Origin of the sequence: Mariniflexile litorale (assembly GCF_031128465.2) — a bacterium.
In the GTDB taxonomy this organism is placed as follows: domain Bacteria; phylum Bacteroidota; class Bacteroidia; order Flavobacteriales; family Flavobacteriaceae; genus Mariniflexile; species Mariniflexile litorale.
Genome location: NZ_CP155618.1, coordinates 1,700,776 through 1,720,129, shown reverse-complemented (window position 1 = coordinate 1,720,129; position 19,354 = coordinate 1,700,776). Strand labels below are relative to the sequence as shown.

18 protein-coding genes and 1 tRNA gene are annotated in these 19,354 nt (G+C 32.9%); 6 read left to right on the top strand and 13 right to left on the bottom strand.

The window, feature by feature from the left end; translation table 11 throughout:
* The first annotated feature begins 96 nt into the window (after positions 1-96).
* Complete coding sequence (locus tag QLS71_RS07275) at positions 97-2,241, top strand: prolyl oligopeptidase family serine peptidase (RefSeq protein ID WP_308991694.1); 2,145 nt, start codon at positions 97-99, stop codon at positions 2,239-2,241.
* 47 nt (positions 2,242-2,288) lie between these two features.
* Positions 2,289-3,206 (top strand): ABC transporter ATP-binding protein, encoded by a 918-nt coding sequence (locus tag QLS71_RS07270; RefSeq protein WP_308991695.1) that lies wholly within the window; start codon positions 2,289-2,291, stop codon positions 3,204-3,206.
* A gap of 71 nt (positions 3,207-3,277) precedes the next feature.
* On the opposite strand, the gene QLS71_RS07265 is transcribed toward QLS71_RS07270, so the two are convergent.
* The 8 genes from QLS71_RS07265 to pdxA all read right to left on the bottom strand — a co-directional run bounded on the left by QLS71_RS07265 (position 3,278) and on the right by pdxA (position 9,699).
* A complete protein-coding gene (locus QLS71_RS07265) occupies positions 3,278-3,739 on the bottom strand; it encodes a 3-oxoacyl-ACP synthase (RefSeq protein WP_308991696.1) in 462 nt (153 codons plus the stop codon).
* A gap of 2 nt (positions 3,740-3,741) precedes the next feature.
* Positions 3,742-4,422 (bottom strand): monofunctional biosynthetic peptidoglycan transglycosylase, encoded by a 681-nt coding sequence (mtgA, locus tag QLS71_RS07260; protein WP_308991697.1) that lies wholly within the window; start codon positions 4,420-4,422, stop codon positions 3,742-3,744.
* A 284-nt stretch (positions 4,423-4,706) separates the two neighbouring features.
* Positions 4,707-6,059 carry an acetyl-CoA carboxylase biotin carboxylase subunit gene (accC, locus tag QLS71_RS07255; RefSeq protein WP_308991698.1) on the bottom strand — a complete coding sequence of 451 codons (1,353 nt, stop codon included), beginning with the start codon at positions 6,057-6,059 and terminating at the stop codon, positions 4,707-4,709.
* A gap of 82 nt (positions 6,060-6,141) precedes the next feature.
* Positions 6,142-6,621 (bottom strand): acetyl-CoA carboxylase biotin carboxyl carrier protein, encoded by a 480-nt coding sequence (accB, locus tag QLS71_RS07250; RefSeq protein WP_308991699.1) that lies wholly within the window; start codon positions 6,619-6,621, stop codon positions 6,142-6,144.
* 23 nt (positions 6,622-6,644) lie between these two features.
* Positions 6,645-7,646, bottom strand: coding sequence for a beta-ketoacyl-ACP synthase III (locus tag QLS71_RS07245; RefSeq protein WP_308991700.1), 1,002 nt, complete (start codon positions 7,644-7,646; stop codon positions 6,645-6,647).
* Between the two features lie 180 nt (positions 7,647-7,826).
* Positions 7,827-8,030, bottom strand: a complete 204-nt coding sequence (gene rpmF / locus QLS71_RS07240) for a 50S ribosomal protein L32 (RefSeq protein WP_290855016.1) — start codon at positions 8,028-8,030, stop codon at positions 7,827-7,829.
* Between the two features lie 9 nt (positions 8,031-8,039).
* On the bottom strand, positions 8,040-8,579 hold the full coding sequence (locus tag QLS71_RS07235) for a DUF177 domain-containing protein (protein WP_308991701.1): 540 nt from the start codon (positions 8,577-8,579) through the stop codon (positions 8,040-8,042).
* Between the two features lie 73 nt (positions 8,580-8,652).
* Entirely contained in the window at positions 8,653-9,699 is a 1,047-nt protein-coding gene (gene pdxA / locus QLS71_RS07230; RefSeq protein WP_308991702.1) for a 4-hydroxythreonine-4-phosphate dehydrogenase PdxA, read from the bottom strand.
* 65 nt (positions 9,700-9,764) lie between these two features.
* Between pdxA and QLS71_RS07225 the strand changes: the two genes are divergently transcribed.
* Complete coding sequence (locus QLS71_RS07225) at positions 9,765-10,358, top strand: riboflavin synthase (protein ID WP_308991703.1); 594 nt, start codon at positions 9,765-9,767, stop codon at positions 10,356-10,358.
* A 7-nt stretch (positions 10,359-10,365) separates the two neighbouring features.
* Here QLS71_RS07225 and QLS71_RS07220 read toward each other — a convergent pair whose 3' ends face one another.
* From QLS71_RS07220 to mce, 3 genes are all read right to left on the bottom strand, one after another.
* The gene (locus tag QLS71_RS07220) at positions 10,366-10,575 is read right to left on the bottom strand and encodes a hypothetical protein (protein ID WP_308991704.1); all 210 of its coding nucleotides are present in this window, start codon (positions 10,573-10,575) and stop codon (positions 10,366-10,368) included.
* 343 nt (positions 10,576-10,918) lie between these two features.
* Positions 10,919-10,992, bottom strand: a tRNA-Ile gene (locus tag QLS71_RS07215).
* An 86-nt stretch (positions 10,993-11,078) separates the two neighbouring features.
* Complete coding sequence (gene mce / locus QLS71_RS07210; protein WP_308991705.1) at positions 11,079-11,489, bottom strand: methylmalonyl-CoA epimerase; 411 nt, start codon at positions 11,487-11,489, stop codon at positions 11,079-11,081.
* A gap of 181 nt (positions 11,490-11,670) precedes the next feature.
* On the opposite strand from mce, the gene rbfA reads away from it, so the two are divergent.
* Together rbfA and QLS71_RS07200 are read left to right on the top strand one after the other, a co-directional pair.
* On the top strand, positions 11,671-12,075 hold the full coding sequence (rbfA, locus tag QLS71_RS07205) for a 30S ribosome-binding factor RbfA (RefSeq protein ID WP_308991706.1): 405 nt from the start codon (positions 11,671-11,673) through the stop codon (positions 12,073-12,075).
* Between the two features lie 7 nt (positions 12,076-12,082).
* Positions 12,083-13,288, top strand: coding sequence for an ABC transporter permease (locus QLS71_RS07200; protein WP_308991707.1), 1,206 nt, complete (start codon positions 12,083-12,085; stop codon positions 13,286-13,288).
* A gap of 250 nt (positions 13,289-13,538) precedes the next feature.
* Here the strand turns inward: QLS71_RS07200 and dusB are convergent, their stop codons facing one another.
* Both dusB and QLS71_RS07190 read right to left on the bottom strand, forming a co-directional pair.
* Positions 13,539-14,534, bottom strand: coding sequence for a tRNA dihydrouridine synthase DusB (gene dusB, locus QLS71_RS07195; protein ID WP_308991708.1), 996 nt, complete (start codon positions 14,532-14,534; stop codon positions 13,539-13,541).
* Between the two features lie 152 nt (positions 14,535-14,686).
* Entirely contained in the window at positions 14,687-17,125 is a 2,439-nt protein-coding gene (locus QLS71_RS07190) for a TonB-dependent receptor plug domain-containing protein (protein WP_308991709.1), read from the bottom strand.
* Between the two features lie 261 nt (positions 17,126-17,386).
* Here QLS71_RS07190 and lepA point away from each other — a divergent pair, with 261 nt between their 5' ends.
* Entirely contained in the window at positions 17,387-19,183 is a 1,797-nt protein-coding gene (gene lepA, locus QLS71_RS07185) for a translation elongation factor 4 (RefSeq protein WP_308991710.1), read from the top strand.
* The last annotated feature ends 171 nt before the right edge of the window (positions 19,184-19,354 follow it).

The following is a 19,354-nucleotide window of genomic DNA, read 5'->3' as shown; positions in this document are numbered from 1 at the left end:
CAAGTCTTCTAATTTATTAGTAATCATAAAATGTTAAGACACCATTTCAACTAAAGTATTTTGCTTAATTTTGAATTATTATAAACCACTAACGGTATGAATAAATTAATAATCTGTTTTATAGCCATACTAAGTTTTAAGACTTGTCAAAAAGATTTTACAGAAAAAAAAGACTCCCTTGTGAATTACCCTAAAACAAAAACTGTTAATGCCACTGATACTTACTTTGATATAGAAATAAAAGACCCTTATCGCTGGTTGGAAGACGACCAAAGTAAAGAAACAGAAGCTTGGGTACAAGCACAAAATGAATGTACTTCAAACTATTTAAAACAAATTCCTTATATAAATGAACTGAAAGAACGTCTTTCTGAAATTTGGAATTATGAAAAAATTGGTGCCCCTTTTATTGAAGGCGGCTACACTTATTTCTCCAAAAACGATGGTTTGCAAAACCAAAATGTGCTTTACAGGAAAAAAGAAAACGGTAAAGATGAATTGTTTTTAGACCCTAACACCTTTTCTAAAAATGGCACAACCTCGCTAGATGCTTTAAGTTTTTCAAAAGATGGAAGCCTATTAGCCTATTCTATCTCAGAAGGTGGTAGCGATTGGCGAAAAGTAATAATTTTAAATACTGAAACAAAACAACCTATTGAAGACACTTTAATTGACGTTAAATTTACTCAGATTTCTTGGTTCAAAAATGAAGGGTTTTATTATTCTAGTTATGACAAACCAAAAGGCAGCGAACTCTCTGCTAAAACCGATCAGCACAAAGTATATTATCATAAACTTGGAACTTCTCAAAGCGAAGATGCTCTTATTTATGGTGGAAAACCAGAAGAAAAACATCGGTATATTTATGCTAATGTTACTGAAGACAATCGGTATCTAATTATCACACCCCGTATTTCTACATCAGGAAACAAACTCTTTATAAAAGATTTATCAAATAAAAACAGCCCATTAATTACTATCTTAAACCATACGGATAGTGATTCCTATGTAATAGAAAATAAAGGTAGCAAACTATTTATAGTAACCAATCTAAATACGCCAAACAAAAAAATTGTTTCGGTTGATGCTTCAAATCCAACTCCAGACTATTGGGTAGATGTTATTCCAGAAACTGAATTTGTTTTAAACCCATCAAAAGGAAGTGGATATTTCTTTGCAAATTATATGGTTGATGCTATTTCCAAAGTAAAACAATATGATTATCAAGGGAATTTAATTAAAGAGATTGAACTTCCAGGGTTAGGAACCGCCGATGGTTTTAGAGGAAAAGCAGAAGATGCTGTTTTATATTATGTATTTACGAATTACAATACGCCTTCAAATATTTATAAGTTCAACCCAAAAACGGGAAACACATCTTTATATTGGAAACCAAAAATAGAATTTGATAGTGATGCTTACGAAAGTGAACAAGTCTTTTACACTTCAAAAGACGGCACTAAAATCCCGATGATAATTACTCACAAAAAAGGATTAAAACTCAATGATAAAAATCCAACCATTCTTTACGGATATGGTGGTTTCAATATTAGTTTAACACCTGCTTTTAGTATTCCCAATGCGGTTTGGATGGAACAAGGTGGTATTTTAGCCGTACCTAATTTGCGTGGGGGTGGTGAATATGGCAAGAAATGGCACGATGCTGGTACCCAAATGAAAAAACAAAATGTATTTGATGACTTTATAGCAGCTGCGGAATATTTAATTTCAAATAATTATACTTCATCAGATTATCTAGCAATTCGAGGAGGCTCAAACGGAGGCTTACTAGTAGGAGCCGTTATGACGCAACGCCCTAATTTAGCTAAAGTAGCATTGCCTGCCGTTGGTGTATTAGACATGTTGCGATATCACACATTTACAGCTGGAGCTGGCTGGGCATACGATTATGGTACTGCCGAAGATTCTAAAGAAATGTTTGAATATCTTAAAAATTATTCACCAGTGCATAATGTAAAAACAGGCGTCCCATATCCCGCTACTTTAATAACTACAGGCGACCATGACGACCGTGTGGTACCTGCGCATAGTTTTAAATTTGCAGCCGAATTACAGAATAAGCAAACAGGGAACAACCCCACACTCATACGTATTGAAACCGATGCCGGTCATGGCGCAGGAACTCCAGTAAGTAAAACTATTGAACAATATGCCGATGTTTTTGGGTTTACACTATTTAATATGGGGTTTAAAGAGTTACCAAATAAAATAAAAAATTAAGACACCAAAAAACTATACCTCTTTACATCATTGAGCAAAATCATTTTATGCTACAAGTAAACAACCTAACTTTCCAATATAAAAAACAACCCATTTTAAAGGATATTAGTTTTTCTGTTAAAACAGGTGAGCATTTCTCTATTATTGGTGAAAGCGGTTCTGGAAAAAGCACGCTTTTGAAGTTGCTTTACGGCACTTATGATTTAAATGAAGGTAACATTTTCTGGAAAGACAATGAAATTTTAGGACCTAAACACAATCTCATTATCGGACCTGAATATATGAAATATGTGGCTCAAGAATTCGATTTGATGCCTTTTATTACTGTTGCTGAAAATATTGGAGCCTATCTTTCAAATTTTTATCCTGAAGAAAAACAAGCTCGTACAAACGAACTTTTAGAAGTTGTTGAATTACAAGCTTACGCACATATTAAAGTTAAAGAATTAAGTGGCGGACAAAAACAACGCGTTGCTATTGCCCGTGCAATTGCAAAACAACCCGAAGTTTTATTACTCGATGAGCCGTTTAGCCATATTGATAATTTTAAAAAACAGTCGTTACGACGCAGTCTTTTTAAATATTTAAAAGAAAAGAAAATTACTTGTATTGTTGCTACGCATGATAAAGATGATGTACTGTCCTTTTCAGACCATATGATGGTATTGCACGATGCTAAGATTATGATAAAAGGCACGCCCCAACAACTTTATAAAAACCCAGAAGACAAATTGATTGCTTCATTTTTTGGCGAGTTTAATGTAATTAATGGAGGAATTATATATGCCAACCAATTAAAAATAGTTGATACATCGAACTTAAAAGCCGTTGTAAAAAAATCTTATTATAAAGGTTATTATTATTTAATTGAAGCTGATTTAGATGGTAATAATGTATTTTTTGAACACAAAAAAGTACTTAAAAAAGGATTACCTATTTGTCTTTCCATTTATAATAACCTCTAAAGCACATTTTAAAAGGTTTATTTTATACATATGTTGGCCACTGTTATTTTTAAGATTCAAATTTTGATATTCTAAAGGACTTCTTTTACAACAAAGTTCTGTCCTCTAAAAACAATTTCTTCTCCAATTGTTTTTCCCATTAATAATTGCCCAATAGGTGTATTAGCAGAAATAGCATAAAATTTTGTTGAATCTACCGATAATTCGCCAGCGCTTATTCCAATAAAATAATTAGAGTTTGTGGTATAAACAAGACTCCCTAGGCCAATAGTTTTTGAAGTTTTAGAAATATCTATTTTAGAAAAAATCTCTTTAATTTTCTGAATTTCTGCAAGCTGATTCCCTGCTTTTTCACGTTCCAGTTGCAACATAGCGCGCCCTGTTTCGTGTTTATCGCCCGCGCTACTTTTAGTTTCAGAAAGCAACGATTCCTGAATTTCTTGAATGGTGTTTTGAATCGTTTGAAACCTGTGTTCAACAAAATCTACACATTGCGCATACAAATATTCTTTAATGGTCGAGCTTGAACCCATGTTTAATTGTAATTTAAAGGACCAAAAAAATGCATTTGCCGGATTATCCAATTCTTTCTACCTTGAATATAATTGGTAGCTGGATTTGCTCTATATCTTAACGGACTTGGAAGAATGGCAGCAATAGCAGCAGCTTCTTGTTGCCGTAAATTAGCCGCTGGTCGTTTAAACCAATGTTGTGCAGCAGCTTCAGCTCCATAAATACCATTACCCATTTCAATACTATTTAAATACACTTCCATGATTCGTTCTTTAGACCAAATTAATTCTATTAAAAATGTAAAATAAGCTTCTAGTCCTTTACGTAACCAGCTCCTATTTGGCCAAAGAAAAACATTTTTAGCAGTTTGCTGGCTAATGGTGCTAGCGCCTCTCGTTTTCTTACCTTTTTTATTGTATTCCAAGGCTTTTTCAATCGCCTTCATATCAAACCCATGATGGTTTAAAAAGTCTTGATCCTCACTACATATAACTGCTAGTTGCAGGTTTTTAGAAATATTATCAATAGACTCCCAATCATGTTTCCACACTATATCTTTTCCTTCCTTTTTTTGCTCAACAGTTCTTATAACCATTAAAGGTGTTATTGGAATAGGCAACCATTTAAATAGAATAACTAAGCCTATTGAAATAGCAAAAAACCAAAGGAGACTTTTAAATAAAAACCTAAATATCTTTTTCATATACTATTGTTCTAATGTCATAATTCCTAGCATTTTTAAATGAGGTTGCTGTTCATTATGGACAAAAATAGTGAATTTGGCCTTAGGTTGTTGTGTGAAGGATTGAACGGTTTGTTTGAGCTCTCCCGATTTTTATCGGGAAGCGAGTAGTGAAATATTTATATTCACGAATACATTATTCAAAATTAAAAAATAATGAGTAAAGCTTGACTTTTGCTTTTCCTTAAAAAAGCGAAAGGAACACCATAAAAAAACTCCGAAATTGCTTCCGGAGTTTTTAATATTTATTCTTCAATTTGTTTTTCCATTACAAAATCTTCCATAAACTTGGTCGTGTAATTTCCAGCTAAATAATCTGGGTGATCCATTAATTGTCTGTGGAATGGTATCGTGGTTTTTACCCCTTCAATTACAAATTCATCTAAAGCGCGCTTCATTTTATTAATAGCTTCTTCTCTAGTTTGCGCTGTTGTTATTAACTTAGCAATCATTGAATCGTAATTTGGCGGAATCGTATAACCAGCATATACATGCGTATCTAAACGTACACCATGACCTCCTGGCGCATGCAATGTTGTAATAGTTCCTGGTGATGGTCTAAACCCATTAAACGGGTCTTCGGCATTAATACGACATTCAATAGAATGTAATTTTGGCAAATAATTTTTACCTGAAATTGGCACGCCAGCAGCCACAAGAATTTGTTCGCGAATTAAATCGAAATCGATAACTTGTTCTGTAATTGGATGTTCTACTTGAATACGCGTATTCATTTCCATAAAATAGAAATTGCGGTGCTTATCTACTAAAAATTCAATAGTTCCTGCGCCTTCGTATTTAATATATTCTGCTGCTTTTACAGCTGCAGCTCCCATTTTTTCTCGAAGTTCATCAGTCATAAATGGTGAAGGAGTTTCTTCAGTTAACTTTTGATGACGACGTTGAATGGAGCAATCTCTTTCAGATAGATGACATGCTCTTCCTGTAGAATCTCCTACAATTTGAATTTCAATATGTCTTGGTTCTTCAATAAGTTTCTCCATGTACATATCGTCATTGCCAAAAGCAGCTTTACTTTCTTGGCGTGCAGAATCCCAAGCGTCTCTTAAATTTTCAGGTTTAAAAACGCCTCTCATTCCTTTTCCTCCGCCTCCAGCAGAAGCTTTAAGCATGACTGGATATCCTGTAGTTTTAGCGATTTTTTCACATTCTTCGAATGACTTTATAATCCCTTCACTTCCTGGAACACAAGGCACGCCTGCAGCAATCATAGTCGTTTTTGCATTGGCTTTGTCTCCCATCCTATCAATCATTTCTGGAGAAGCACCAATAAATTTTATTCCGTGTTCTTCACAAATTTTTGAAAATTTAGCGTTTTCTGATAAAAATCCGTAACCTGGATGTATAGCATCTGCATTGGTAATTTCGGCCGCTGCTATAATGTTAGACATTTTTAAATATGATAAACTACTAGATGGTGGTCCTATACAAACAGCTTCATCTGCAAACTTAACATGCAAACTTTCAGCATCAGCGGTAGAATATACTGCCACTGTTTTTATGCCCATTTCTTTACAGGTTCTAATAACACGCAGTGCTATTTCCCCTCTATTGGCAATCAATATTTTTTTAAACATAAATTCTTCAAATTTTCAATATTCAAAAAACAAATCCCAAAAGTTGTTGTTGGAATTTGGCAATTGAAAATTGGGATTTATATTAAGATGGGTCTACCAAAAATAATGGTTGATCGAATTCTACAGGTGATGAATCATCAACTAATATTTTAACCACTTTTCCGGAAACTTCAGATTCAATTTCGTTAAAAAGTTTCATCGCTTCTATAATACAAAGCACATCACCTTCTGCAATGGTTTGCCCAACCTCAACAAATAAAGGCTTGTCAGGTGATGGTTTTCTATAAAAAGTTCCAATAATAGGCGATTTTATAGTGATGTATTTTGAGTCTTCCGTTGCTTGAGCTACAGGTACAGCACCTTCGGTAGTTGATTTTGCTTCAGTAACTGGTGCATGCATTTGAGGCATTTGAGTTGTTACTGGTGCATAATGAACGGCTGTTGTTTCTGGGTCTGACCCTGTTTTTATGGTGATTTTAATATCATCCATTTCTAATTTAACCTCACTTGCCCCTGATTTGGCAACAAATTTGATTAAGTTTTGAATTTCTTTAATATCCATAATCTTTACTAATTAGTTAATGGTTAGTTTACTGAATTATATGCCCATTTTAAATAAATGGATCCCCAATTAAATCCGCCTCCAAAAGCGGCAAAAATTACATTATCTCCTTTTTTAAGTTGCGATTCATAATCACTTAATAGTAATGGTAACGTCGCTGATGTTGTATTACCATACTTATGAATATTAATCATCACTTTCGATTCTTCTAATTCGATACGTTGAGCAGTTGCATCAATAATACGCTTATTTGCTTGATGTGCAGCCAACCAATCGACATCTTCTTTGGTTAAATTATTACGTTCTAATATTTTAACAGCAGCATCTGCCATATTAAACACGGCGTTTTTAAATACCGTTTTTCCTTCTTGAAAAGCATACTGTCCTCCTTTTTCTAGAGCTTCCGGTGTTATTGGAAAAGAAGATCCACCGTAAGTGGCTTGTAAAAACTCTCTACCACTACCATCGCTTCTAAGGTATTCGTCTTGAAGACCTAAACCTTCTTCATTAGGTTCAAACAAAACAGCACCTGCTCCATCACCAAAAATAATACAAGTGGCCCGATCTGTATAATTAATTATTGAAGACATTTTATCAGCGCCAATTAATAATACATTTTTATAACGACCTGACTCTATATAACTAGCTGCAACAGACATACCGTATAAAAAACTAGAGCAAGCTGCGTCCATGTCAAATGAAAATGCATTTGTCGCACCTATTTCAGTAGCAGTAAAAGAAGCTGTGGAAGCCGCTTTCATATCTGGTGTTGCGGTTGCAACAATAACAAGTTCAATCGTTTTTGGGTCTATCCCAGTTTTATTAATAAGGTCTTGTGCTGCTTTAATCGCTAGGTAAGAAGTTCCTTTTCCTTCGTCTTTGAGTATACGACGTTCTTTTATTCCTGTTCTGGAAGTTATCCATTCATCATTAGTATCAACCAATGTTTCAAGAATTTGATTGGTTAATACGTATTCTGGCACATATGCACCAACAGCGGTTATTGCTGCTGAGATTTTTCCCATAACTTTATAGTTAAATTGATCAAAAAATCATTAAAATTGAACAAAAACACTCAAAATTTCGTGAAAACTACTAAAATTTGACGAAAGATTATACAAATTACGTGTTTTTGTCCTGTAGAAAAAGCATATCATAAAAAAAACGCTCACATGTGAGCGTTTTATTATATGCGTGCATACTATTTATGCTACGTTTTCTACAGCTTCAGAGTTGTCAATTAACACTTGACCTCTGTAATATAGTTTTCCTTCATGCCAGTGTGCTCTGTGATACAAATGTGCTTCACCTGTTGTTGGGCAAGTAGCAATCTGTGGCGCAGTTGCTTTATAATGTGTTCTTCTTTTATCTCTTCTTGTTCTCGAGATTTTTCTCTTAGGATGTGCCATTTTTTATATTTATTTATCCGTTAATAGTTTCTTTAATGTATTCCAACGAGGATCGGTTTCCTCTTCAGTTTCTTTTTCTTCTTTAAGCTTTGGGCTTAATTCTTCTAGTTTATCAAGTATATCAGAATCTAAAGTTCCATCTTCAACTCCTGGATGTATGCGTTTAATTGGTACAGAAAGTACAATTAATTCGTAAATGTATTGTTGAATATTAACTTCGTATGTCCCGTGAGGCACAATAAGAATATCTTCTAACTCGTCATTGTATTCATCTCCAAATTTCACCACCAAATCAAACTCATTATTTATGATTTGATTATAAGGTTCGTTTGTTAAATCGCAATTAACATTTACAAATCCTGAAATTTTAAAGTTTAATTCTAATAAAGTTGACTTTTTATCTAATACAAGATGTACGTCAATATTTACATCGTTAAACTCTTCATACTCAAAATATTCAAAGAACGCTTTCTCTATTTTATACTCAAAATGGTGTTTTCCTAGCTTTAACCCTACAAATGGAATTGTAAACTCTTTTAATGCCTTCATTATCACATCTATTTTGAGCCTGCAAATATATAAATTTTTATTTAAGCAACATTACTTATAAACATTTTTTTGTTTACATCTTTTGATTTGATTTTTTTAAAGGATTTAATGTAAGTCCCTCATAATCAGATCTGTTATTAAATATTTGTATGGCAGCAAAAACGGCTTCTTTAAAAGAATTCTCGTCGGCCTCTCCTTTTCCTGCAATTTCATAGGCAGTTCCGTGGTCTGGCGAAGTTCTAATTTTATTTAATCCTGCCGTAAAATTAACCCCTTGACCAAATGATAATGTTTTAAAAGGTATCAAACCTTGATCGTGATAAGTGGCTACTATGGCATCAAAATTTTTATAATTATTAGAACCAAAAAAACTATCGGCAGCATAAGGCCCATAAACTAATTTACCTTCTTCTTTTATTTTTTGAAGTGTTGGACGTAAAATAGTGTCATCTTCGTTACCTATTACACCATTATCTCCCGTGTGCGGATTAATACCTAAAACGGCAATTTTTGGTCTTACAATATTAAAGTCTTTTAATAGAGAGTTGTAAACAGCATTTATTTTTTTAACTATTAATGCTTCCGTCAAGTTCACTATAATATCTTTTACTGGAACATGGTCTGTTAGTAAACCAACTCTTAATGAATCGGTTACCATAAACATCAGGCTTTCCCCTTCTAACTGTTGTGCCAAATAATCGGTATGACCTGGAAATTTAAAATCTTCAGATTGTATATTATGCTTATTTATAGGGGCCGTTACCAAAACATCTATATGATTGTCTTTAAGTGCTTTTGTTGCTGCTTGCAACGACTTGATAGCATAACTACCTATCTTAATGTCTTCTTTTCCAAATTCAATGTTTACAGGTTCATTCCAACAATTAAATACGTTAACCTTTCCAAAAACTAATTGATTGAGGTGATTTATACTATTGAAATTGATTTCTGACTTAAAGTGTGATTTAAAAAAACTCATGACTTTTGCCGAAGCAAAAATTACAGGTGTACAAAATTCTAACATTCTAGAATCTTCAAATGTTTTTAATACAATTTCTCCACCAATGCCATTTAAGTCACCTATTGATATGCCAACTACTATATTTTCCGATTTCTTCATTAAGAATGACAACTTTTGTTTGTAATTTTGATAATGCAAATTTAGTTAAATAAACAAACAATATTATGTTTACTGGAATAATTGAAGATATAGGCACCATTTCAAATTTAAAAACAGAATTAGATAATCTCCATATTACTCTAACAAGCACCATTACACATGAATTAAAGATAGATCAAAGTGTAGCGCATAATGGCGTTTGCTTAACGGTAGTTGATATTAATGATAAAGAATACACCGTTACTGCTATAAAAGAAACGCTAAACAAAACCAATTTAGGCACACTTAAAATTGGTAACCAAGTAAACTTAGAACGCGCTATGAAATTAGGTGACAGACTGGATGGACATATTGTACAAGGCCATGTAGACCAAACGGCAATTTGCACGAATATTGAAGAAGCTAACGGAAGTTGGATCTTTACTTTTAATTACAATACCTCTCTTAATAATATTACCATTGAAAAGGGCTCGATAACTATTAATGGAACGAGTTTAACGGTTGTAAACTCTAAAAAAGATAGCTTTAGTGTTGCTATAATACCTTATACTTATAATAACACCAACTTTAAGACCTTTAAAGAAGGTACTATAGTAAATTTAGAATTTGATGTTTTAGGAAAATATGTCTCTAAACTTTTAGAGCTTCAAAATATTTAATAAAAGACTAGTTTTTATTAAATAATAGTTTTTTAGCACCATAAAATAGCCCAACACAAGTAGCTACTAACAGCCCCCCATCTATAGGCAACTGTAAACCAGGTGGTGGCGTCATAGGAGGTGGTGGCGTACTTCCTCCTGCTTGTGCTGCTGCACATACAAAACTTATTAATACAAATAAGATTGAGGCAAATATTCTTTTGTTTTGTATTATCATGGGGTACAAATGTATAAAAAAAACTGAGTGAGCAAAATTATTACACTAATTCTATACCAAAAAACGTCCTTGAAACGTTAAAATATTCGATAAAGTGCATTTTTCGCTATTTTTTGTATTTAAAATGATACTATTTTAAAATAATATCTGACACAAAAAAATAATCCCTCATTTTTTTATTAATCAAAGCAAATATATATAAAATAGTATAGAAAAGAAATTTTATAAAAAGGATTTTATACTTGTTTTAAAAACCAGTACCTATTTTATGAAAAGAATTTATGTTTTGTCTTTATAAAATAAAAAGCCTTTCAGTTATGAAAGGCTTTACAATCTCTAAAAGTGGTCCCACCTGGGCTCGAACCAGGGACCACCTGATTATGAGTCAGGTGCTCTAACCAACTGAGCTATAGGACCGATCCGTTTATGTTACCATAATAAATACAGTTTCATTCCGAAATTGGCTGCGAATTTAATACTAATTTTAAAACTCTACAAGAAAATTATTCTTTTAAACAAATTTCTTGACACAACTCAATAAGAACACCATTTGTGGTTTTAGGATGCAAGAAAACAACTAGCTTATTATCAGCTCCTTTTTTAGGTTTTTCGTTTAAAACAACAAACCCTTCAGTAGTTAATCTTTTTATTTCAATTTCCATATCATCTACATCAAAAGCAATGTGATGAATACCTTCTCCCTTTGTATTAATAAACTTTGCTATAGGACTATCTTCATTTATTGCTTCTAAAAGTTCTATTTTATTGTTTCCTAATTTAAAAAAAGATGTTTTTACACCTTCGCTTTCTACTGTTTCGGTTTTATAACTTGGGGATCCAAAAAGTTTGGAAAACAATTCATTAGAAGTCTCTAGATTTTTAACCGCAATTCCTATGTGTTCAATTTTATTCATTCATTACTTTTTTGTCATTACCGAGTTCACTCTAAGTAAAGGAGAAATTTAATTCTGTAAAAGTTTAATTTCAATTAATAGACTTACAAATTATACTTAATATACAAATTTTGCTAATCAAAAGTAAGATAATCTTTAAATAACCTCTATTTTTGTTTTCTAAACCTTTAATGGGTATCAAATGAGCAACGTGGAGGAAAGTCAAAGACAGAAAAAAATAGGATCGGTTTTACAACGCGATTTGGTTGAAGTGCTACAAGGTGCTGCCACTCAAGGTGGCTTACACGGTATACTAATATCAGTGTCTAAAGTTAAAGTAACGGTAGATTTATCGGTTGCTAAAGTATATTTAAGTATTTTTCCTAACGATAAAGCAAAAGAATTATTAATTGGAATAAAGTCGAACACGCCATTAATTAGACACGAATTGGCGCAACGTACCAAAAATCAACTACGTCGTATGCCTAATTTAGAGTTTTTTATAGACGACTCTTTAGAATATATTGACCAAATTGATCAATCTTTAAAGGGACAAGAAAACCCTATTAAAGACCCAACTATTTTAGACAAAAGGAAAAAATCTTAATCGAAATTTGAACTTCTCTTTATATATAGCAAAACGTTATTTACGATCAAAAAGCAGTAATAATGCTATTAATTTTATTACCATAATAGCTGTTATTGGTGTTATTTTAGGCTCTGCATCCTTATTTATCGTGCTTTCTGGTTTTTCGGGTTTAAAAGATTTTACCCTTCAATTTTCTAGTATTATAGACCCTGATTTGAAAGCTGAAACAGCGGTAGGAAAATCGTTTATTTTAACCGATGATAATATAAGCGAACTTAATAAGTTAAACGACATTGCCCAATACGCTAAAATTATTGAAGAACGCGTTATCATTGAATCACAAGATAAAAATACCATTGCTACTATTAAAGGTGTTGATGAACACTATGAAAACGTAGTTAATTTTGATACCGTTATAGAACATGGTACTTGGATAGAACAAAAATCCCGACAAATAGTCGTTGGATGGGGAATTGCTAACAACCTCTCATTGGGAATTATAGATTATACAAGTCCTATAAAAGTCTATGTCCCAAAACCAGGAAAAGGACAAATAACCTCTACAAAAAATGCATTTAATAGCATTAACGTCATGAATGTAGGGGTGTTTTTTATTAATGAAAAACTAAACGACACCTATATTTTTGCTCCTATAGATTTGGCTAAAAACTTATTAAATTACGAACCGAACCAAATAAGTGCTATAGAATTTAAGCTTAAAGAAGGTATCGATGAGGCCCTTGCGAAAAAGCACATTCAAGCTATTTTAGGTGATAAGGTTATTGTAAAAAACAGGGCACAATTAAACGACGCTCTTTATAAAATGCTTAATACCGAAAATTTAGCGGTTTACTTAATATTTACACTGGTTTTAATTATTGCCTTTTTTAATGTTATAGGCTCCTTAATTATGATGATGCTGGATAAAAAACGAAGTCTTAATACCTTATTCAATATAGGAGTGACAGTAAGAGATATTCGCCGTATTTTCTTTTACCAAGGGAGTTTAATGGGTGTTGTAGGCGGTTTTATAGGCTTACTAATTAGCCTTATTATTGTTTTTCTTCAAAAAACATTTTCGTTGGTTATGATAACCCCTTCGCTGGCTTACCCTGTAAATATTAAAATTGAAAATTTATTTATTGTGTTTATAACTATTTCGGTTTTAGGCATCATTGCTTCAAAAATAGCATCGGTAAGAATTACAAAACCTTTGGTTGAAGAACATTAATTTGGGCGATTTGCTATAAAAACGAGCTTTCTGAAGTGATTCTCTATAAAATTGAGAGAGATCAAACCATACATATCTCAATAATTCTTACGAAGAACCTTTCCGTTTTTACAACTTTAACTTCAGAACAAAATAGGTGTCCATTAAATTGCCCGCAAAAGCGATAGTAATGGATAGCTTTTGGCGAGGCGTGCATCGAGCCAAAACTAGTAATGAATAGCGCGGTGGCTTGCCATTTGCCCAAATAAAACTACTCTATAAATTGATAATTGGCAAATTGATCCTGTACCTCATCAAATGCTGCAAAAACATCTTCGGAGCGGTCGCTGGTTACCATTTTCATTCTTAATTCTTTAAAATGCGGAATGTTTTTAAAGTAATTGGTGTAATGGCGACGGGTTTCGAAAACACCCAAAATTTCCCCTTTCCAATCGATAGCCATTTGTAAATGGCGGCGCGCTGCCTCAACACGTTCTTCAATAGAAATAGGCGCTAAATGTTCGCCTGTTGAAAAGAAGTGTTTTACTTGCTTAAAAAACCAAGGGTTGCCAATGCTCGCACGCCCTATCATACAGCCATCTAAACCATAAACATCGCGCATTTCCATGGCTTTTTCTGGCGTATCTACATCCCCATTCCCAAATACGGGAATATGCATACGTGGGTTGTTTTTAACATCGGCAATAGGTTTCCAGTCGGCATTTCCCTTATACATTTGTGCACGGGTGCGTCCATGAATGGCAATGGCTTTACATCCCACATCTTGTAAGCGTTCGGCAACTTCAAGGATTCTTATGGAATCGTGATCCCAACCCAAACGGGTTTTAACTGTTATAGGTATGTTGGTGCGTTTTACCATTTCGGCGGTAAGTTGCTCCATAAGGCAAACATCTTTTAAAATGCCTGCACCCGCCCCTTTACTTACTACTTTTTTTACGGGGCAACCAAAATTAATATCGATGATGTCTGGTTTAGATTCTGCTACAATATCAATGGTTTGCAGCATGCTTTCTAAATTGGCTCCAAATATTTGAATGCCTACAGGTCGCTCTTTTTCATAAATATCTAACTTCATAACGCTTTTGGCGGCGTTACGAATTAAACCTTCGCTTGATACGAATTCGGTATATACAACATCAGCACCTTGTTCCTTGCATAAAGCACGAAATGGTGGGTCGCTAACATCTTCCATGGGTGCCAGAAGCAATGGGAAATCGGGAAGTTCTATATTGTGTATTTTTACCACGTTAAAAATTTTGATGCAAAATTAGTGTTTTTTGAATAAACCTAATAGCTTCCCAAATTATGAAAATAATAGAAAATTTAGTCTTAAAGTAAAACTGTTAAACATAATCCTCTTTTTAAAACACTCTGTTCTCTTATAAGTTGATTATATAATTAATTACTTTTAATACTGTAATGCGTTTTTAACACAACAGGAATACCTGTTGCTGTTATTCCTTCTAAACTTACTTTCACAGTCGTTTCAACCTTACTGTTATAATAAGTTGCTTGTGAGATACCTGTTTCGTCTGGATGTATGTAAGGGTTCCAGTATAGCGTATTACGAACAGTCAATTTATTATCAAAATCTAAATTTAGCTTTTCTGGATTTGGCGAATAAAAGTAACGGGCATCATAATAACCATCTAATGTCTTTGTTATTGAATGATATTTTTTTTTAGGCTTATTATTAACAAAACCATCTTTAGTGTAAATTATAATAACACCATTAGCGCCTCTTGAACCAAATATAGCCGTGCTAGGACCTTTAAAAGCTTCTATTTTTGCTACATCATCGGTACTTATACCTCTTAAATCGGCTTGATCCCATTCTACACCATCAATCATTATGTAAGCTGGACGTCCTCCAAATCTACTAAAGCCTATATTGCCTCCAATAGCCATTACACCTGGTAAGGAAAACTGTATTAATTGATATATATCTGTAAAATGCTGTGTTTTATCATCAATTATAAAAGTATTATCTGCATTTCCATATAAGCTTGGTGTTCCTTTTTCTTTCTTTTTTCCAATTATTTCAATTTCATCCAACATGTTTTCTGGCGCAATACCATTCATCACATATTTTTTATATATATTTTCCTTTATGGTGTTTGTTGTTTTATTGAAAATAAAATTAGTTTTTTTAAAATCTGTTTCTAAAGGAATATTTTTTTTAGTCGAATACATTATAATTTCTCCATTATTATTTCCTTTTTCATTTCTAGAATTTAAAAATATATTCGTTTCTCCAAAAAACGAAAGGTCATCAAACTTAAAACCTCCTTCAGAATTCGTGACAGTGTTAAAAATATTGAAACCTTTTTTATTTACTATAGCCAAGGTTACATTACTATTCGCCTTAGGTTTATTACCTAAAAGCTGTTTTACACGTCCTGAAATAGTAAAGTTTTTTTCAATATTATAATGAATACTATCATTTTCTTGAGGCATTGTTTTCCATATAAAATCTCTCCATCCTTGTGTTAAAAGCAATAAATCTAAATGATCCAATCGGTTAGGGTTACTGTCATCAAAATAGTAACTCGGATTGTGTACTTGCCCTCTAATATCTGATTCCATTAAAAAATATGAACTAATATTGATCCCATAATCTTTCTCATCCTTTACACCATTAGTGTCTGTTGAACTTAATGAAAAGCTAGCTGGCACGACTTGACCTGTTTTCGTTTTAGATGATACAGTAACGGTAACCTTCTCGTTAGGCTCATACGTTTTTTTGTCGGTAATTATATTTAACTCTAAATCATGTTCCTTTTCAATAAATATTAACCGTTCACTTTGCGGTTTTAAATTGGCACCGTATAAGGTTAGCTGAGTAATACCTTCTGGAAAATCATTTTTAGGTAACTGAAAGGATAATGTAGTTTCTGTTAATGGTTGCGTGCCTTCAAAATAAGAAATACCTCTTGATGTACCAATTAAAGTAAGAGGGGCATTAGGTTCTTGTAATAAGGTTTCTTGATTTGTTTTTATTGTTATCACTTCCTTTTCATTAATTTTTTTGAAACTTAACAAATAACCCGTTTCCTGTATATTAGGAAGCATTACTTCTATTAACTCTCCGTTGGAAGTAGTAGCTTCAGCACGATACTGTTTCCCTTTAATGGGTTTAAATGGAAATTTTCCCATACCATCATGTTGACTTATAAACAATGCCACTAGAGCACCTTCAGAATCAAAAATTTTACCCTTTAGATCTATAGGTTGTTCATTTGCATCTACAGCTTTAAAAGCCACAGTACTTTCAACTTCATTTATAAGAGAACCCCCTTCAGGAAAAAATTGTACTTTAAATGTGTTTTGGGTGTTTTCGACTGTATTGTTTACAACTGGTTTTGGTTTGTTCGATTCGTTGTTGTTAGATGCACTGTTTTCAAAAACATCAATAATTTCAATATCTTTTTTAAAAACAAAATCGGTTCCAAAGTTTCTGCTAAAATTTGTGTAGGCTCTTAATTGATAAATACCTGCTTTCACCCCTGTAGAATCGGTTAATTTAAAATCACCATGACCCAAACCTTCTTCTAACCTTGTTTTGTTACTTGCAATTATTTTAGAGTCAGGTGAAACTAACTCAACATATAAAAGATTGCTTTCATTAAAAAGCAAATTACTATAGGCATAAACCGAATATGCTTTATACCATAATGATTCGCCTAGCGTATAACAAGACCTGTCGGTATGAACATATATTTTTTCTATACTTGGAATTGATTTTTTCTCTTGAGCATGTAATAAAGTTGTTGTGGTAACACCTATTAAAAGACTCCTTAATAGTTGCTTAGCCAGATCATTAAAAAAAATAGACATGTAATATGGGTGGTTTTAATTTGATTGTATGCTATAATAACAAAACTTATAGACTCTAAAACTAAGTAAAAATTTAATTTATTACAGAAAAAATACTGTAATAGTATTACAATTAAAGCACACAAGGATGATAAATTAAATTTGAAAAACACTTTTATTAACCTCACTACTATCATATCGTATAATTTACATGTATGCAATCTTTCAGCCTCATTTAAAATCATCTATATTTGCAAATTAAATTAGGATACAAATTCCTTTATGAAGAATATTAGAAACTTTTGCATAATTGCACATATAGATCACGGTAAGAGTACACTTGCAGACCGTTTGTTGGATTTTACTGGAACAGTAACCGAACGTGAAAAACAAAACCAATTACTTGATAGTATGGACTTGGAACGCGAACGTGGTATTACCATCAAGTCGCACGCCATCCAAATGGATTATACCTACAAAGGCGAGAAATATGTTTTAAATCTTATAGATACTCCTGGTCACGTCGATTTTTCTTATGAAGTATCTCGGTCTATTGCTGCATGTGAAGGCGCATTACTTATTGTTGATGCAGCACAAAGCATACAAGCACAAACCATTTCTAATTTATATTTAGCTTTAGAAAACGATTTAGAAATTATTCCAGTTCTTAATAAAGTCGATTTACCAAGTGCTAACCCAGAAGAAGTAACCGACGATATTGTCGATTTATTAGGTTGTAAACCAGAGGAAGTTATTCACGCCAGCGGAAAAACTGGCTTAGGAATCGAAAATATCTTAGCTGCTATTATAGAGCGTGTTCCAGCACCAAAAGGAGACCCAAATGCACCATTACAAGCTTTAATTTTTGATTCTGTTTACAACACCTTTAGAGGAATTGAAACATATTTTAGAGTTTTTAACGGAGAAATAAAAAAAGGTCAGAAAATAAAATTTGTTGCAACCGAAAAAGAATATTATGCCGATGAGGTTGGTACCTTAAAATTAACCCAAGTTGCAAAACAAAGTGTTAAAACAGGTGATGTTGGCTATTTAATTACAGGAATAAAAACGGCTAAAGAAGTAAAAGTAGGCGATACCATTACCGATTTTGCAAATCCTACAACCAATATTGTTGAAGGTTTTGAAGATGTAAAACCCATGGTATTTGCAGGTATTTACCCTGTTGATACCGAAGATTACGAAGAACTCCGTAGTTCCATGGAAAAATTGCAATTAAACGATGCATCTTTAGTGTTTCTTCCTGAAAGTTCGGCTGCATTAGGTTTTGGTTTCCGTTGTGGTTTCTTAGGCATGCTTCATATGGAAATTATCCAAGAACGTTTAGAACGTGAGTTTGATATGACCGTAATTACAACGGTGCCCAATGTTTCTTACCATGCATTTACAAACAAAAACCCTAACGAAGCATTTATTGTAAATAACCCATCAGACTTACCAGACCCTTCAACCGTGAATCGTGTTGAAGAGCCTTATATAAAAGCGACTATCATTACTAAATCTGATTTTATTGGTAACGTGATGTCTTTATGTATTGAAAAAAGAGGTATTGTAACCAATCAAACCTATTTAACAACAGAACGCGTTGAGTTAACATTTGAAATGCCCTTAGCCGAAATTGTATTTGATTTTTACGATCGTTTAAAAACTGTTTCAAAAGGCTATGCATCGTTTGATTATCATCCTATTGGTATGAAAACATCCAAGCTAGTTCGTTTAGATATTTTATTAAATGCACAACCTGTTGATGCGCTTTCAGCTTTAATTCATGCTGATAATGCTCAAAATATAGGTAAAAAAATGTGCGAAAAATTAAGAGAGTTAATTCCACGTCAACAATTCGATATTCCAATTCAAGCTGCCATTGGAGCAAAAATCATTTCTCGTGAAACCATTAAAGCGCTTCGTAAAGATGTGACAGCCAAATGTTACGGTGGTGATATTTCTCGTAAACGTAAACTTTTGGAAAAACAGAAAAAAGGAAAGAAACGAATGCGTCAAGTTGGTAATGTAGAAATTCCTCAAGAAGCATTTATGGCTGTTTTAAAATTGAACGATTAAAAAACAACTTGTTTCTACAAGGTTTTTATAAAAACCTCAACCTGTTAAACTTGAAATACTAACAAATCGCAAAATTTAATTGCATGATTGCTAGTATTTCAAGCTTTAAATTAAAATTTATTATGGATTGTTGTAATTAATATGCAATACTCAATAATTTCTACAAAAATA

What these genes read in the sequence shown, in the direction of transcription:
- QLS71_RS07275 (WP_308991694.1), top strand. Translation starts at nt 97, where the DNA reads ATGAATAAATTAATAATCTGTTTTATAGCCATACTAAGTTTTAAGACT.
- QLS71_RS07270 (WP_308991695.1), top strand. Translation starts at nt 2,289, where the DNA reads ATGCTACAAGTAAACAACCTAACTTTCCAATATAAAAAACAACCCATT.
- QLS71_RS07265 (WP_308991696.1), bottom strand. Translation starts at nt 3,739, where the DNA reads ATGGGTTCAAGCTCGACCATTAAAGAATATTTGTATGCGCAATGTGTA.
- mtgA (WP_308991697.1), bottom strand. Translation starts at nt 4,422, where the DNA reads ATGAAAAAGATATTTAGGTTTTTATTTAAAAGTCTCCTTTGGTTTTTT.
- accC (WP_308991698.1), bottom strand. Translation starts at nt 6,059, where the DNA reads ATGTTTAAAAAAATATTGATTGCCAATAGAGGGGAAATAGCACTGCGT.
- accB (WP_308991699.1), bottom strand. Translation starts at nt 6,621, where the DNA reads ATGGATATTAAAGAAATTCAAAACTTAATCAAATTTGTTGCCAAATCA.
- QLS71_RS07245 (WP_308991700.1), bottom strand. Translation starts at nt 7,646, where the DNA reads ATGGGAAAAATCTCAGCAGCAATAACCGCTGTTGGTGCATATGTGCCA.
- rpmF (WP_290855016.1), bottom strand. Translation starts at nt 8,030, where the DNA reads ATGGCACATCCTAAGAGAAAAATCTCGAGAACAAGAAGAGATAAAAGA.
- QLS71_RS07235 (WP_308991701.1), bottom strand. Translation starts at nt 8,579, where the DNA reads ATGAAGGCATTAAAAGAGTTTACAATTCCATTTGTAGGGTTAAAGCTA.
- pdxA (WP_308991702.1), bottom strand. Translation starts at nt 9,699, where the DNA reads ATGAAGAAATCGGAAAATATAGTAGTTGGCATATCAATAGGTGACTTA.
- QLS71_RS07225 (WP_308991703.1), top strand. Translation starts at nt 9,765, where the DNA reads ATGTTTACTGGAATAATTGAAGATATAGGCACCATTTCAAATTTAAAA.
- QLS71_RS07220 (WP_308991704.1), bottom strand. Translation starts at nt 10,575, where the DNA reads ATGATAATACAAAACAAAAGAATATTTGCCTCAATCTTATTTGTATTA.
- mce (WP_308991705.1), bottom strand. Translation starts at nt 11,489, where the DNA reads ATGAATAAAATTGAACACATAGGAATTGCGGTTAAAAATCTAGAGACT.
- rbfA (WP_308991706.1), top strand. Translation starts at nt 11,671, where the DNA reads ATGAGCAACGTGGAGGAAAGTCAAAGACAGAAAAAAATAGGATCGGTT.
- QLS71_RS07190 (WP_308991709.1), bottom strand. Translation starts at nt 17,125, where the DNA reads ATGTCTATTTTTTTTAATGATCTGGCTAAGCAACTATTAAGGAGTCTT.
- lepA (WP_308991710.1), top strand. Translation starts at nt 17,387, where the DNA reads ATGAAGAATATTAGAAACTTTTGCATAATTGCACATATAGATCACGGT.